General features: G+C 59.8%; 14 protein-coding genes. 6 read left to right on the plus strand and 8 right to left on the minus strand.

Features of this window, described 5'->3' with window-relative positions:
* Window positions 1-76: 76 nt before the first annotated feature.
* Window positions 77-1,681, plus strand: a complete 1,605-nt coding sequence (gene nadB, locus HNQ64_RS03675; protein WP_184205463.1) for an L-aspartate oxidase — start codon at window positions 77-79, stop codon at window positions 1,679-1,681.
* A gap of 134 nt (window positions 1,682-1,815) precedes the next feature.
* Here nadB and HNQ64_RS03680 read toward each other — a convergent pair whose 3' ends face one another.
* The 3 genes from HNQ64_RS03680 to HNQ64_RS03690 form a co-directional block, all read right to left on the minus strand.
* Window positions 1,816-2,133, minus strand: a complete 318-nt coding sequence (locus HNQ64_RS03680; protein ID WP_184205464.1) for a hypothetical protein — start codon at window positions 2,131-2,133, stop codon at window positions 1,816-1,818.
* 103 nt (window positions 2,134-2,236) lie between these two features.
* Window positions 2,237-2,665 (minus strand): type II toxin-antitoxin system VapC family toxin, encoded by a 429-nt coding sequence (locus HNQ64_RS03685; protein ID WP_184205465.1) that lies wholly within the window; start codon window positions 2,663-2,665, stop codon window positions 2,237-2,239.
* Window positions 2,662-2,904, minus strand: a complete 243-nt coding sequence (locus HNQ64_RS03690; protein WP_184205466.1) for a DUF2281 domain-containing protein — start codon at window positions 2,902-2,904, stop codon at window positions 2,662-2,664. Before HNQ64_RS03690 ends, HNQ64_RS03685 begins: the two co-directional genes overlap by 4 nt.
* A gap of 185 nt (window positions 2,905-3,089) precedes the next feature.
* On the opposite strand from HNQ64_RS03690, the gene lpxK reads away from it, so the two are divergent.
* The 3 genes from lpxK to HNQ64_RS03705 are packed head-to-tail and all read left to right on the plus strand — an operon-like array spanning window position 3,090 to window position 5,542.
* Window positions 3,090-4,313 (plus strand): tetraacyldisaccharide 4'-kinase, encoded by a 1,224-nt coding sequence (lpxK, locus tag HNQ64_RS03695; RefSeq protein ID WP_184205467.1) that lies wholly within the window; start codon window positions 3,090-3,092, stop codon window positions 4,311-4,313.
* Window positions 4,310-5,218, plus strand: a complete 909-nt coding sequence (locus tag HNQ64_RS03700; protein WP_184205468.1) for a formate dehydrogenase accessory sulfurtransferase FdhD — start codon at window positions 4,310-4,312, stop codon at window positions 5,216-5,218. The genes lpxK and HNQ64_RS03700 overlap by 4 nt, the downstream gene beginning before the upstream one ends.
* A 6-nt stretch (window positions 5,219-5,224) precedes the next feature.
* Window positions 5,225-5,542 carry a DUF3467 domain-containing protein gene (locus tag HNQ64_RS03705; protein ID WP_184205470.1) on the plus strand — a complete coding sequence of 106 codons (318 nt, stop codon included), beginning with the start codon at window positions 5,225-5,227 and terminating at the stop codon, window positions 5,540-5,542.
* Here HNQ64_RS03705 and HNQ64_RS03710 read toward each other — a convergent pair whose 3' ends face one another.
* Entirely contained in the window at window positions 5,543-7,003 is a 1,461-nt protein-coding gene (locus HNQ64_RS03710) for a mandelate racemase/muconate lactonizing enzyme family protein (protein WP_246430924.1), read from the minus strand. It lies immediately after the preceding gene.
* 60 nt (window positions 7,004-7,063) lie between these two features.
* On the opposite strand from HNQ64_RS03710, the gene HNQ64_RS03715 reads away from it, so the two are divergent.
* A complete protein-coding gene (locus HNQ64_RS03715; protein WP_184205472.1) occupies window positions 7,064-8,341 on the plus strand; it encodes a L,D-transpeptidase family protein in 1,278 nt (425 codons plus the stop codon).
* 4 nt (window positions 8,342-8,345) lie between these two features.
* Here HNQ64_RS03715 and hemC read toward each other — a convergent pair whose 3' ends face one another.
* Window positions 8,346-9,290: a hydroxymethylbilane synthase gene (hemC, locus tag HNQ64_RS03720; protein WP_184205474.1), complete on the minus strand. Its 945-nt coding sequence runs from the start codon at window positions 9,288-9,290 to the stop codon at window positions 8,346-8,348.
* 152 nt (window positions 9,291-9,442) lie between these two features.
* Between hemC and HNQ64_RS03725 the strand changes: the two genes are divergently transcribed.
* The gene (locus tag HNQ64_RS03725) at window positions 9,443-10,420 is read left to right on the plus strand and encodes a hypothetical protein (protein ID WP_184205476.1); all 978 of its coding nucleotides are present in this window, start codon (window positions 9,443-9,445) and stop codon (window positions 10,418-10,420) included.
* Window positions 10,421-10,452: 32 nt separating this feature from the next.
* Here HNQ64_RS03725 and HNQ64_RS03730 read toward each other — a convergent pair whose 3' ends face one another.
* The 3 genes from HNQ64_RS03730 to HNQ64_RS03740 all read right to left on the minus strand — a co-directional run bounded on the left by HNQ64_RS03730 (window position 10,453) and on the right by HNQ64_RS03740 (window position 13,790).
* Complete coding sequence (locus HNQ64_RS03730) at window positions 10,453-12,471, minus strand: serine/threonine protein kinase (protein ID WP_184205478.1); 2,019 nt, start codon at window positions 12,469-12,471, stop codon at window positions 10,453-10,455.
* A gap of 35 nt (window positions 12,472-12,506) precedes the next feature.
* A complete protein-coding gene (locus HNQ64_RS03735; RefSeq protein ID WP_184205479.1) occupies window positions 12,507-12,746 on the minus strand; it encodes a DNA-binding protein in 240 nt (79 codons plus the stop codon).
* Window positions 12,747-12,824: 78 nt separating this feature from the next.
* Window positions 12,825-13,790: a glycosyltransferase family 9 protein gene (locus tag HNQ64_RS03740; protein WP_184205481.1), complete on the minus strand. Its 966-nt coding sequence runs from the start codon at window positions 13,788-13,790 to the stop codon at window positions 12,825-12,827.
* Window positions 13,791-13,833: the final 43 nt, after the last annotated feature.

A 13,833-nucleotide genomic window follows, 5' to 3' on the forward strand; every position in this document is an offset into this window, starting at 1 on the left:
GCCGTTCCAACCCGGAAAACTTTGCCGATCTCCAAATCGCGGGCTCGAGGCATGGCTTCAACCCGTTTATCCCTTTGTGATTGATTACGACTTTATCATTGTTGGCAGCGGTGCCGGTGGTCTGAGTGCCGCATTGCATGCCTCTGAGCATGGAAACGTGGCCATCATCACGAAGCGAGGCACGCTGGACTCGAACTCTAACTGGGCCCAGGGCGGCATCGCCTGCGTGACCAGTGAGGAAGACAGCATCGAGCAGCATGTCAGCGATACCCTCATCGCCGGCGCGGGACTGTGCAATGAGGCGGCGGTGCGCACCATCGTCACCGAAGGGCCGGACCGCATCGGCGAACTGGTAAAATGGGGCGTGGACTTCGACCAACGCGAGGCCTCCGATGGGCACCTGGAATTTGACCTCACCCGCGAGGGCGGCCACTCGCAGCGCCGGGTCTTGCACGCCGCCGATGCCACCGGACGGGAGCTGACGGAGAAGCTGCTGGCGGCGGTGAAGGATCGGCCCAACATCACCATCTACGAAAACCACTTCGCCATTGATCTCATCACCACGGCGAAGCTGGGTTTTGTCACGGAGGACCGCGTCCTCGGGCTTTACGTGCTGAATGAGTCCACCCATGAGGTGGAGACCTTCCGCTCAGACCGCATCGTGCTTTCCACCGGCGGTTGCGGGCGTGTGTACCTTTACACCACGAACCCGCGCGTCGCCACGGGCGACGGTGTGGCCATGGCCTGGCGCGCCGGGGCCAGCATCGCGAACATGGAGTTCATCCAGTTCCACCCCACCTGCCTGTATCACCCACAGAAACGCTCCTTCCTCATCACCGAGGCCATGCGGGGTGAGGGTGCCCGGCTGATTGACAACAAGGGCAATGAATTCATGCACAAGTATGATCCGCGCGGCTCCCTGGCCCCGCGTGACATCGTCGCCCGCGCTATTGATAGCGAGATCAAGCGCACCGGCGGCCCCTGCGTGTACCTGGACATCTCCCACCGCCCGGCGGAGTTCATCCTCAGCCACTTCCCGAACATCTACAAAGCCTGCCTGGAGGTGGACATTGACATCACCAAGCAGTCCATCCCCGTGGTGCCCGCCGCCCACTATCAATGCGGGGGCGTGGTGACAGATGTGAACGGGGCCACCCGCATCCGTGGCCTCTGCGCCGTGGGTGAGGTAGGCTGCACGGGCCTGCATGGCGCAAACCGTCTGGCCAGCAATTCCCTGCTCGAGTGCCTGGTCATCTCCCACCGCGCCGTGGACCACATGCTGCGCAAGATGCCCATCGGCAAAGAGGCGGAGCAGACCTACACCCTGCCACCGTGGCAGAGTGGTGAGGCCGTGGACAATGACGAGCTCGTCGTCATCTACCACAACTGGGACGAGATCCGCCGCCTGATGTGGGACTACGTCTCCATCCTGCGCACCACCAAGCGACTGCAACGCGCCGCCGCCCGTCTGCGCAACCTGAAGCGCGAGGTGCAGGAGTTTTACTGGAACTTCCGCATCACCAGCGAACTCCTAGAACTGCGCAACCTCGTCGAAACCGCCTCCCTCATCGTCGAATGCGCCATCCGCCGCCACGAAAGCCGCGGCCTGCATTTCACCCTGGATTATCCCGAGAAGGATCTGGTGCGGGAACCTGCGGATACCGTGGTGCGGAGGTATTAGTACAGTAGTCATCACTCTCCGAGTGATGTTGTGGGAAAGGCTGATTTCAAAGATCTCGAATAATAACAGTCACTAGCCGCAAAAGTCTGCCTCTCGGAAGACTTCTTCCTCCGTCGGCTGCCCAGTTTATTCTGTTACTTGTCGGACTGACTGCGCTCCTGTCGCATCTCCTTGCGATTCGTTACAAATTCACGCAAGTGAATGGATCCCCAATCGAGAACTTTACTCTGACAAAGATCCCCAAGTTTTTTGGCAGCATTCACCGGAGCATCATTTCCATCTGCGACGACCTTCACGAGGTCATTCGACGTCTTTCGAAATGATTTGCGGGAACTCCGTTTCTTCAACGGCTTCTTCTTGCGCCAGCTCTTGTTGTTTTCCCCATTACGGTTGTAATGATCGCGGTTATAACTGAGCCGCTTCTTTTCTTGGGGATTCCGAATGGAACTCATATTCTACTTTATCGGGAAGAGACCATCTTTTAAAATGCAAATGAGAGTTCTTTAGCAGAGGGAATCCAATGCACATCAGTCTTGTTTATAAAGTTCCCCAGCCCTAAAAGGCGTGCTTCTTCTCTACCAATCGGAAGTCACTCCGCCACCAAAGAAGCGGCACTCCATAAGCCGCAAAGTTTCTGTCACAGCTTAGGATAGTCATACCCTCCACCTGAGCCTGCGCGATCAGCAACCGGTCAAAAGGATCACCATGGTGTTTTGGCATGGCGATCAACGCCTGATAGTGTCCTAAATCCTGGCCTATCATTTGGAATCCATTGGCCTGCACCACCTGCGAAAATAGAATGTCATAATCCAGTTTAAGATGGAGTTTCCCAAGGCTCACTTTAATAGCGACTTCCCAGGCTGAGGCATAGCTAACGTAACGCTCGTTGTTTTCATCTTCCATGGCGGCACGTGCTTTTGCGCTGAGCGAGGAGTGGCCTTCGCAAAACCACAATAAGGCATGAGTATCAATCAGAAGCTTCATGCAGAATACTCCTCAAAATCCTCCAGTGGCTCATCAAAATCGGGAGCCATCCATATCAGGCCTCGCAAACAGCCAAATCCCTTCAGGCTCGCAGATTCTTCCGTCTCTCCCTCATTGTCTTGAACTGGCTCCAAGACAGCTTTGACCCGTACAGCCTGCTGAGGTCGCCATCCTGCCGGCAAGGGCAAATGCAACGTTCCGTCGGGCGATGGATTGAGTATCGCTGTGAGGGTGCTCATGCCTCCAACATAATTCATCCACCGCACCCGTAAAGACCTGCTTTCCTCCCTTGCTGGTTAGCCGCAGGTAAGTTCGTCATCCATCTCCTCCAGCAGCGGAATCTAAAACTCATCATTCAGAGACTGATGACTACTGTACTTGAGCATCCGCCCCTCCCGCTCTACCTGTTCCCCTCGCCCACCGGATGAAGGACACTCTCGAAGATCTCGAACAATTCATCATTGATGTCATCATCCACAATCGTCGTGGCATGAGGGCGACTTTTTTGCGGATGGTGTTCTGGTTTCTCTCGGGCATCTACAAGGGGGCGGTGCGGCTGCGGTTGTTTCTTTATCGCGAGCGTTTCATTCACGATCACCACCTGGGCGTGCCGGTGATCAGCATTGGCAACATCACGGTGGGCGGCACGGGCAAGACGCCGGTGGTGGAGCTGTTTTCCAAGGCGCTGCTGGCCCAAGGACGGCGCGTGGCCATCCTGAGCCGAGGCTACAAGAGCAAACGCCAGCGCAAAATCCCGCTGAGCTGGCGCATCGCCGCGAAGCTGGGCCTGGCCCGCAAACCGCGCGAGCTGCTGCCGCGTGTGGTCTCCGATGGTGAAAAGGTGCTGCTGGATTCCTACGTGGCGGGGGATGAGCCCTTCATGCTGGCGCAAAACTGCAAGGGCGTGCCGGTGGTGGTGGACCGCAACCGCGTGAAGGCGGGGGCCCATGCCATCCGCAAATTCGGCGCGGATGTGCTCATCCTGGACGATGGCCTGCAATACCTGAAGCTGAAGCATCGCCATGACATCGTGCTGGTGGATAAGACGGCCCCTTTTGGCACAGGCTACATGCTGCCGCGCGGCACCCTGCGCGAGCCTCCCTCCAGCCTGCGGCGCGCCAGCTACATCTTCCTGACCAAGTCCGATGGCGACAGTGGCGAAATCATCGAGCAAATCCGCAAGTACAACCCGGTGGCCGAGATCATCGAGTGTCGCCACCGGCCCGTGCACTTTGAGCACATCCACACGGGTGAGCGCCTGCCGCTGGACACCTTTCGTGGCAAATACGTGGGCGCGTTGTCCGGGATCGCGGTGCCGGAGAGTTTTGAAAACGGGCTGCGGAAGCTGGGTGCGAAGGTGCATTGGGTGGCCCGGTTTACGGATCACCATCGCTTCCAGGAAAAGGACATCACGCAGTTCATCGAACGTTGTGAAAAGGCCGATGCCCATGCCATCCTAACCACTGAGAAGGACTTTGTACGCTTCCCCAAACTGCCGCCTGGGGACATCCCCATCTACTTCCTGCGGGTGGAGATTGAGATCATCAAAGGCCGCGAGATCTTCGACAAACTGGTGCGCCTGATTGCCGAGCCCCGCCATGTGACCCAGGGTCTCGTCAGCGCGGATCTGGTGGAAACCACGTCATGAGTGAGATCGCCACCCTTGAACTGACACACCTCCAGTTAGGCCAGGCGGCGGTGACTCGGGAGGATGTGGTGGCGCGGGAAGAACCACTGGAGATCCGCGTGGAGGGCCGCAGCGTGGCCGTGGTGATGCGCACACCAGGGCATGATGAAGAGCTGGTGGCCGGGTTTCTGGTCACGGAAGGCGTCGTCACCCGAGCCCGCGACATCCTGGAAATCTCCCAGTGCCCGAGCGTGAACAACGAATTCGGTAACATCGTGGACGTGCTGCTGGGCGGGGCCGTGGTGAACTGGGAATCGCTGACCCGCCATGTCTTCAGCGCCTCGAGCTGTGGTCTGTGTGGCAAGACGAGCATTGAGTCCGTGTTTCAGAAATTCACGCCGCTCGCCGGGGACCAGTGTTCAGTGTCCAGTGTTCAGTCTTCAGTCCCCGAAGCAGCGCCTCTGAATACTGAACACTGTAAACAGAACACTGAACACTCCGCTCCACAAGTCAGCCAGGAACTGATCTCCCAACTGCCCGCCAAGCTCCGCGCTGCGCAGGAGACTTTTTCCAAGACGGGCGGGCTGCATGCGAGTGCGCTTTTTGATCTGGAGGGAAACCTCATCGTGCTGCGGGAGGATGTGGGGCGCCACAATGCCCTGGACAAGGTGCTGGGCTACGCGCTGCAGCGGAACTTGCTGCCGCTCTCGCAGCACATTTTGTTAGTCAGCGGGCGGGTTTCTTTTGAGATCATGCAAAAGGCCCTCGCTGGCGGCATCCCCATCCTAGCGGCGATTTCTGCGCCCAGCAGTCTGGCGGTGGACTTTGCGCGCGATTCAGGCCAGACTTTGATCGGCTTTCTCCGGGGGGAGACCATGAACGTGTATGCGCACCCCGGACGCCTACTTTCTCCAACTCAGCCCTAACCAACTATGTCCAACCCTGTCAAAATCGTCGGCCCCGAGTCCCCTGCCCCGGCCAAAATCACGCCGCCTGCCGAGGCGGTGTACTCCAATGTGACGCGCCTGTTCGCGACGCCCAATGAGGTCATCTTTGACTTCGGTCTCAACCTGAATGCCTTTGGCCCGATGGTGGAAGAAGAGGCCAAGATCGTCAGTCGCGTGGTCACCTCCTACGATGGTGCCAAGCGACTGTGGGCACACCTCACCCAGACCCTGCAGGCCTATGAGCAAAAGTACGGCCCCATCGAGCTGGATGTGAGCAAGCGGATGAAGAAAGAGGAGGCCTGATCAGGCCACCGCCGGAGCGGGGAGCTGGCGGGCGATCTCCTCCACCCGGTAGCCGAACCCGCTGCCGCTGAGCGTGCTGAAGTCCACCACGCCCCCACGACGACGGTAGAGGCCGGGGTGGATTTTTTCCTCCACCACGGAGGCATCCGGGTAGAACTGCATGGCATTGCACTCCACGCCCTGGATCGTGCCTGCATGGGCAGCGAGGCGCACGTGCGGGATGATGGCCAGCATGGGGTTCGTGAGATCCTGCACCATGAGCGGCATGCCGTGGGCCTTGGCCCAGCAGAGGCTGAGAAGCGCGCCGGTCTGGGTCTTGCAGGTCTTCAAAGCCACGCCCGACCAGCCTAAACGGCGGCCCAGGCGGACGAATTCCCAGTCATGCGCGCTTTCATCCAGGAACAGCGGTTTGCGGGCGGAGACACTGCGCACGTCAATCTGGTGCGCTTCGAGGTCGTAAGGGAAAGGTTGCTCCACATACAGCGTGCGGGCATACAGCTCGGGCTCATCGGCCAGGAGACGGTCCGTGATGTCATTGACGTAAGCGGGGTCTTTGACGGTGCAGTTGAAGTCCGCGCTCAGCCATTTCACCCCATGGGTCAGGCCGATGCGGCCCACGCGCACCATCCGCTCATAGTCCCAGGCGGCATCGGTGCCGCGCAGCTTCACCTTCAGGCATTTCAGGCCATCGCGCTGGATCCAGTCGGCCAGGAGCAGCGGGTGCTCATCCTTCGGCTCGCTGCCCGTGAGGTCCGCCGTTTCCAGCGCATCCACACCGCCGACGAGGTGCCACACGGGCAAAACTTTCGGGGCTTCTTTGACCAAGAAATCGGCCGGGTAACGGCCTGCGAAGCTGACGTTGCTATCGGCTTCTGGCTCCAGGAAAGCCGAGAGATCGCGGTTCATGAACTCGGCGTTGTAGGTCTCGTAAATGTCACGGCCCAGGAGGTTGCCATAGGCATCGTGAGTGGCGATGTCGAAGGCACTGAAGGCCACCAGAGATCCCAGATAGGGCATCTCCGGGCTCCCGGCGGCGGCATTGGCGGCGGCCAGCGTTTCGGCCAAGGGGCCATGGATGAAATCCTGCCCGATCTCCATCGGGTGCCCCACTAGGCCCGACTGCACCAAGCGGCTGGCGAGCTGGATGGAAAAGGCCTCCATGCGGCGGGCGCGCTCTGCCACCGCCAGGGTGCTTGGCCAGACCCACGAAACGCTGAGTGGTGTCTCTCCCCAACCCGTAGCAGAGCGGCCGTTCCGATCCTCCACAGTGACTTGAGTGCGAAGGCACACGGTGCTGGTGACGGTCTCCGGCCCAAACTTCAGCGGCACCCGCATGGTGACGGGTAAAAAGTAAACTTGCGCCTGAGTGATCCGAATATCCGTGCTCTTCATAACTGTTAAAATCGAAGCGAGAAATTGAGTAACTGTGGAGTCGTTTTTGCGTAGCAGAAATGGCAGCATGTGCACTTCTGTGAAACGTCGTTCGACAGTACGCGACAGGCTGCTAAGCATTGCGCCTCGATGATTGGAAAATCCAGTTGGATTCAAAGTCTTTTCGCCTGGGTCCTTCCGGCTTTTGTCGGAACGGCTGTCGGCGGCGGGATGATTGTGATCTTGAGCCAACCGGATCTCAAAACTGAGCAGGCGCTAGAGGCTCTGAATCAGACTCCCAGCCCGGAAAAGAAAGTACTGCAAAACAGCTTTCCGACCCCGCAGCCGCCTCCCCAAAAAACCGCCGCTGCCGTCCCAGTGGCTGCATTGGAACCGGCCGTGGAAAAGCCCGCACCGAAGATTGCCCCGGTCCCTTCCCCAGCTCCAGCTCCAAAGTCTGCCCTACCTCCCTGGCAATGGCAGCCGCTGGTGGACGATGTGAATGAGCGTCTGCGGACGGAAATCCCTGACCTCGGCGGTCTGCCCCTGCTTCACTACGCGGTTTTAAACGATGATGCCGAGTGGATCAGCCAGCTCATCTCCCAGGGAGCCAATGCCAATGAACTCAGTCCGGGCGGTGATACAGCGCTCTGCGCAGCCATCCGCCACATGTCAGGTAGCAGCGTCCGCGCGCTGCTTTATGGCGGGGCCGATGCCTTGCAGCCCGGGTTTGAAAAGCAGCCGCCCATCGCGCTCGCGTCCCTACGCCGTGGGGTGGACATCTTGCGCAGCTTAACGGCGGCTGGGGCAGATCCGAACACACGTTTCGCCAGTCCGGTTTCAAAAGCGGTGCTGGATCGCGTCATGATCAAGGACCTCAAACACTCGCTGGAAAATGACCGAGGGGTGACACCGCTCATCGCCTGTGCCGCCCGAGGGGATGTGGAAGGCGCGGCGGAACTGCTGCGTGCAGGGGCCAAGACGAGTTACTGCACCACACGGTACAAACGTTACCCCATCAACTTTGCTGCCACTCAGGGTTACCTGTTTCTCATGCGCATCATTTTAGGTCGCCAGCCTGAGTCTGAACCGCAGATCTTGGTGACGGTGGACCTGAGCAAACAGCGCGCCTGGGTCACGCAGGAAGGGCAGGTCATAGATACCTGTCTCGTCTCCACAGGACGCGAGGGTTTCTCCACCCCTGCTGGCCGTTATGTGATCACCGATAAGCACCGGGCCTGGACCTCCACGCTTTACCATGTCTCCATGCCCTTTTTCATGCGACTGAATTGCAGCGCCATCGGCCTGCACAGCGGCTACGTGACCGGGCGGCCAGCCTCCCACGGCTGCATCCGCCTGCCGTATGACAAGGCGAAGAAGTTCTTCAGCCTCGTCCGCGTGGGGGATGAAGTGCAGATCATTCACTGATCGCTCAGCCAAGCACTTGCTTGGCCAAGGTGGCAGCGAGAGCTTTAGGATCTGACACGGGGCCGGTGGCCTCCAGTTCCACGGGTGCCACGGATAGATCCGCTTCGTTAAAAACCCGCACCGCCATGGTGAGCTGGTCCCCACTGATCCAAGTATGGGCACCGACAGGGGTCTGGCAGCCTGCCCCTAGCAGACGGAGGAACTCGCGCTCCACGGTTACGCGGGCCTCTGTTTCGGCATGGTTCAGGGCCCGCACGGCCTGGATGGAGGTTTCATCGCCGGCACGGCATTCAATGGCGATGGCCCCCTGCCCTGCAGCGGGTAAAAAGGTCACGGGATCCAGCGTCAAGGCGCTGAGGGTGTGACCTTCGATCTGAATCTGGCTGCCTTCCATGAGGCCTAGGCGGATCAAACCGGCAGCGGCTAGCAGCACGGCATCCAGAGGCTGTTCGCCGAGAACTTTTTTAACGCGAGTCGGCACATTGCCGCGAATCTCGACGATCTCCACATCCGGCCGCAGCCACTTGAGCTGGGCCGCGCGACGCACGCTGCTGGTGCCCACACGGGCCCCCTTGGGCAGTGTTTCCAAAGTGCAGGCCTCCCGAGTGATCAGCACATCCTCAATCGGCGCGCGAGGCAGTACAGCGGCGATGACAAAACCCGCCGCCAGATCCGAAGGCACATCCTTCAGGCTGTGCACGGCGGCATCAATCTCGCTGTTCTCCAGGGCAATCTCGAGTTCCTTGATGAAGATGCCTTTGTCCACATGGGCCACCGCGTTGAATTCAGAAAAACGCAGGTCCTGGCGCTTGTCCCCACTGGTCTGGATGATCTGGCGCACCACCTGCAGATTCGCATGCGCCGCCTGCAGGTCGTCCGTGACCATGCGGGTCTGCGTGAGTGCCAGTTCGCTGCCGCGAGTGCCGAGAGTGAGGGTAGGTTGGGACATGGTTGAAATAGGGCGCCGACACTCCTGTGCGCCTGGAAGGCGGCGGCAAGGAAAATCCAGCAGAAGAATACGCCCATGTTTGCCTGCAAAGCGCGCCGGGTGCAAAGGAATGATGTTTTGACAGCCACAATGCGCCCTTTCATGGTCGCAGGATGATTGTCCCTGAATTCTGGGCCGAGGGCCGAATCAAAGCACGTCTTGATGACCGTCAGGTCACCGTGCGCCGATTTGGCTGGTCCGACATCAGCCAGGAAGAGGCCCAGGCCCATGCTGATGAACGGGCCAAGGCGGCCCTGAAGGAAATCGCCGCCGGCGAGATGGTGGAAAAATACGAACCCAAGATGGCCTACAACGGCGCAGAGGGTGTGCCCATCCGCGAGGAAATCCTGGCCCGTCATGGGGAGGCGGTCATCACCCGGAATCTGTACGGTGCGCGCTGCCTGAATACCCCTGACGTACTCTTTGCCGATGTGGACTTTGGCCAGAGTGTACCGCTGAAATTGAGCTGCTCCGTTTATCTTACCCTGGTGGCCGTCGCCACCGCGCTGGGTCTCTGGCAAGGCTCCATCAAAGTGACCGTGATCAGCCTGTTGATCGCCTTGGTGGTCGGCTCACCTCTGGCGCTGCTTCTTTTCCGCCTGTATGAAAAAGCCACAGGCGGCCCTCGCGAACGCGCCCACCAGCGCATCCACCAGTTTTCTCGCCAGCACCCGGACTGGCATCTGAGGGTTTATGAGACCCCCAAAGGACTGCGCGTTCTGGTCATGCACACCACCTTCGGCGCGCGCGATGAGGTGGTTCAGCACTTCTTTGAAGCGCTGGATGCGGACCCGATCTACGTCCGCATGTGCCGCAATCAGCACTGCTTCCGTGCGCGCCTCAGCCCCAAACCCTGGCGCATCGGTATCCGCGAGCACATTCGCCCCCGGCCCGGTTACTGGCCGGTGAAGCCTGAGCACCTGCCCGCCCGCCATCGCTGGATCGCTGCCTATGAAGCCAAGGCCCAGGGGTATGCCGCCTGCCGTTTTCTGGAACGCCTGGGCAGCAGCCATGTCCATCCCACTGCCGATGCCTTGCGCATCATTCATGATGAACTGTGTCAGGCAAACACGACGCTGAAACTCGCGTGATGCTGCATCCGCCTAACTCATTTTCATTCACATCACTTCACGCCCAAATCGGCAAAGATGGCTTTCTGCAGTTTCAGGTATTTTTCCGCGTAGTAGCTGGTGAAGGTGGCCAGTTGTTCCCCATCCGTTTGGGCGACTGCCAGCCAGGACTGGCGTAGATCAGCCCGGTCTTTTTCAGAAGCGATCTTCGCCCCCACGGCATAGGCCCAGGAGCTGATGGCGAGCACGGCGATGCCGTGGCGCTGCCAGCCACGGGCGGCATTGATGTCGGCGATCGCTTCCTGGATTTCCTCCAGGCTGTGGCTGTGAAGGGCGAGTCGGGTGCGGGCCTCCGCTAGGAGCACCCGCGCCATGGGCGAATCCCTCATTTGATGAATGGCGTGAGCCATGAACTCGACCCCCTGCTGGCGTTCCTTCGCATCCTCACTGTGGCTGAGAGCGTGACCGAGAATGAGGTAATCCTCGCGCTCTTTCGGCTTGGCATCCGCCAGCGTGGCCATCACCCGATGGTAGCTGCGGGTGTCATCCGCCAAATCATGCGCGGTGGCTAGGAGGGCACGCGCAGGGATGCTCTGGGGGGCTTCACGAACAAGGTCCTCAAGCGTATGGATGGCATCCTCCACCCGGCCTTGAATCAAGTGCTGTTCCCCCTCCAGCAGGCCGATGAAGGCCTGGGGCACACCAGCGGCGGTGCATTCACGGATGGCGGCGGTGATCCACTCATCCTCACCGCTCATGATGGCAAACTGGGCTGCCTCCACGGCGCGCTGGGCTTTTTCAACCTTCAGCCTCACATAAAGCGTGGTGGAGATCGCTAGCCCCACGAGTAGAGACAAGGCGACCAAGGTGACGGTGATGAAGGCCGCCCGGTTTTTCTGCATCAGCTTATGCAGGCGGTAGATCGTGCTTGGTGGACGGGCGAGGACGGGCTCGTGATCGAGATGGCGCTGGAGATCATCCGCCAAGGCGCTGGCCGTGTCATAACGGCGGCGGCGGTCCTTTTCCATGGCCTTCATGACGATCCAGTCGAGGTCGCCCTTCAGCAGGCCGATGAGCTTGGGCGCCTCGCTCTGGCGATGGCTGGCCACGGTGCTGACGGTGGCTGCGGCCAGCGTCTTCAAAAGGGTGGAAGGTTTCTTCGGTTCACGTTCGCGAATGAGGCGGCGCATTTCATCAAACCCGGCCTTCATCAGTTCGTCCTGGCTGAACGGGGTGTAACCCGTGAGGAGTTCATAGAGCAGCACGCCGAGCGCGTAGATGTCACAGCGGGTATCAATGTCCAGCCCGCTGAGTTCCGCCTGCTCGGGGGCCATGTAGAGGGGGGTGCCCACCATCTGCTCGAAGTGCGTGAAGAGCGTCTTGTCCGTGAGGCGCTGCTGCATGGCCTTCGCCACGCCGAAGTCAATGACCTTCGGCACGGGCACGCCGTCATGGAGAGTGACGAGGATGTTCGAGGGCTTCAGGTCGCGATGAATGACGCCCTTCATGTGAGCATGCTGCACCGCCCTGCAGACCTGGATGAAGAGAGCAAGCCGCGCCTCTGGGTTGAGCAGGTGCTCATCACAAAACCTCGTCACGGGCACGCCGCGAACCAATTCCATGACAAAAAAGGGACGCCCGGTTTCAGTCGCACCCGCATCCAGCACCCGCGCGATGTTTGGGTGATCCATCAGCGCGAGGGCCTGACGCTCCTGCTCAAAACGGGCGATGACCTCCTTGGTATCCATGCCGGCCTTGATGATCTTCAGGGCCACACGCCGCTGCACGGGCTGGGTTTGTTCCGCCATCCAGACGGTGCCAAAACCCCCTTCTCCGATCTGCTGGAGTAACTTGTACGGGCCGATGGATTGACTCTCCGCCATGGCGTTTTTGACCACCGTTGGCGGCTCCAAATGCACGCGCATGAAGTTCGCTGTCTTCAGCGAATCCAGCAAGGCCTCGACCCGCCGCCGCAGCAGGGGATCGTGCTGGCAATGTTCCTCAAGCACATGCTGCCTGGCCTCAGGGTCATCCTGAGTGAGCAGGGCATGGAAGATTTCTTCCTCCGTCATGAGGTCGCGGGGGAAGGGGACCTGGAGCCGAGGAGCTACTGAAGGTCGCGTTCGACTTCGAGGATGCGCTGAAGGGCATCGAGAAATTCATCGGCAGCCTCCAGGGGCAGCATGATGGTATCCCGACGGCCACGGACGTCTTCGGTGATTTTGATCACGCGACCCCGTTCATTTTCTTTGAGGTCCAGAAAGAAAATTTTCCGGTCCGTCATGATCTTTTCGGAGTGCAGCGCTGGGCTGCCGCGCCTCGGCTCTTCAGATTCGTCGTTCCTCATTGAGTGTAAACCTCCAGGTCCCGTGTGCAGTTTGAATTACAAAGTCGAGTTTAGAAATCAGCCCTGGGTTGTCAATGCTTACTCGCCGAAGTTCCTGACGAAGGCGGCAATTGGGGGTACATCTGCCAGGGTCACCTGACGACTGGTGGTACATTCCTCTGCGGTTAAGGTGTGACGCCGTGCTACTCGGCCAGCTTTCCACACCCACGCGCGTGGGTTGTAGGGGCCCACTTGGCGCGGATCGCTCCAGGTATGGATGCCCAGCGTGCGATCATTCACTGCGGCCGCCATGTGCATGGGGCCACTGTCCACACTGATGACGCACTGCGCCTGGCGCAGGCTCCAGATGAGCTCTGCTAACGAGGTGCGATTGCTGAAATCCACCACATGAGCACCTCGCGGAATGGCTGCCCCCTGAGACATGCCCACCAGCACCACGGGCCGAGGAGCCAAGGCCTCACACAGGGCCTGGACGACCTCTGGTGACAGCGACTTTCCCTCCCCCCGTGACCAGGGGTGTAGGACGATCAAATCCTCTCGATCTGGCCATCCCACGGGTTTTTGTCCATGGGCCAAGGGGAAAGTCAGGCTCTCAGCCTCCACCGGGATACCAAAGGCGCGCGGCAGGGTGAGGTAACGATCCACCGCATGGGCCGCTGCATCCACCGGCACTACGTGATCATGAAAAAAACGGGCACCTTCTCGGGAATCCGAGAGGCCCACGACAGGTCGTGAACCGCGTGAACGTGCGATGTAGCCACTGCGAAAAAGACCCTGAAAATCCAGTACGATCTCCGGCGCTTCCCGAGACAAGGAGCGCCATTGACGAGTCCAAGCATGGAGTTTGAATAATCCACCGAGCCCACGGAACTGCTTACGCGGGAAGGGGATGACTTCGTCCAACAAGGGGGAGCCTTGGAGCAGCGGTGTCCATTCCGTATTCGCCAGCCAGCGCATGGACAAATGTGGGTAAGCCTGCCGGATGGCCTGCACGGCGGGGAGCGTGTGGACGATGTCTCCCAGCGAGCTAGGTTTGACGATCATGACCGACCGAAAACCAGCCAAGGAAGGCAGCCCAGACGCGCTC

It is taken from the genome of Prosthecobacter dejongeii (genome assembly GCF_014203045.1).
In the GTDB taxonomy this organism is placed as follows: domain Bacteria; phylum Verrucomicrobiota; class Verrucomicrobiia; order Verrucomicrobiales; family Verrucomicrobiaceae; genus Prosthecobacter; species Prosthecobacter dejongeii.

Coding starts and splice junctions, on each gene's coding strand:
- HNQ64_RS03685 (WP_184205465.1), bottom strand. CDS start 2,665: ATGAAGCTTCTGATTGATACTCATGCCTTATTGTGGTTTTGCGAAGGC.
- HNQ64_RS03700 (WP_184205468.1), top strand. CDS start 4,310: ATGAGTGAGATCGCCACCCTTGAACTGACACACCTCCAGTTAGGCCAG.
- HNQ64_RS03730 (WP_184205478.1), bottom strand. CDS start 12,471: ATGACGGAGGAAGAAATCTTCCATGCCCTGCTCACTCAGGATGACCCT.
- HNQ64_RS03705 (WP_184205470.1), top strand. CDS start 5,225: ATGTCCAACCCTGTCAAAATCGTCGGCCCCGAGTCCCCTGCCCCGGCC.
- HNQ64_RS03735 (WP_184205479.1), bottom strand. CDS start 12,746: ATGAGGAACGACGAATCTGAAGAGCCGAGGCGCGGCAGCCCAGCGCTG.
- lpxK (WP_184205467.1), top strand. CDS start 3,090: ATGAAGGACACTCTCGAAGATCTCGAACAATTCATCATTGATGTCATC.
- HNQ64_RS03715 (WP_184205472.1), top strand. CDS start 7,064: ATGATTGGAAAATCCAGTTGGATTCAAAGTCTTTTCGCCTGGGTCCTT.
- HNQ64_RS03740 (WP_184205481.1), bottom strand. CDS start 13,790: ATGATCGTCAAACCTAGCTCGCTGGGAGACATCGTCCACACGCTCCCC.
- HNQ64_RS03680 (WP_184205464.1), bottom strand. CDS start 2,133: ATGAGTTCCATTCGGAATCCCCAAGAAAAGAAGCGGCTCAGTTATAAC.
- hemC (WP_184205474.1), bottom strand. CDS start 9,290: ATGTCCCAACCTACCCTCACTCTCGGCACTCGCGGCAGCGAACTGGCA.
- HNQ64_RS03725 (WP_184205476.1), top strand. CDS start 9,443: ATGATTGTCCCTGAATTCTGGGCCGAGGGCCGAATCAAAGCACGTCTT.
- HNQ64_RS03690 (WP_184205466.1), bottom strand. CDS start 2,904: ATGAGCACCCTCACAGCGATACTCAATCCATCGCCCGACGGAACGTTG.
- HNQ64_RS03710 (WP_246430924.1), bottom strand. CDS start 7,003: ATGCTGCCATTTCTGCTACGCAAAAACGACTCCACAGTTACTCAATTT.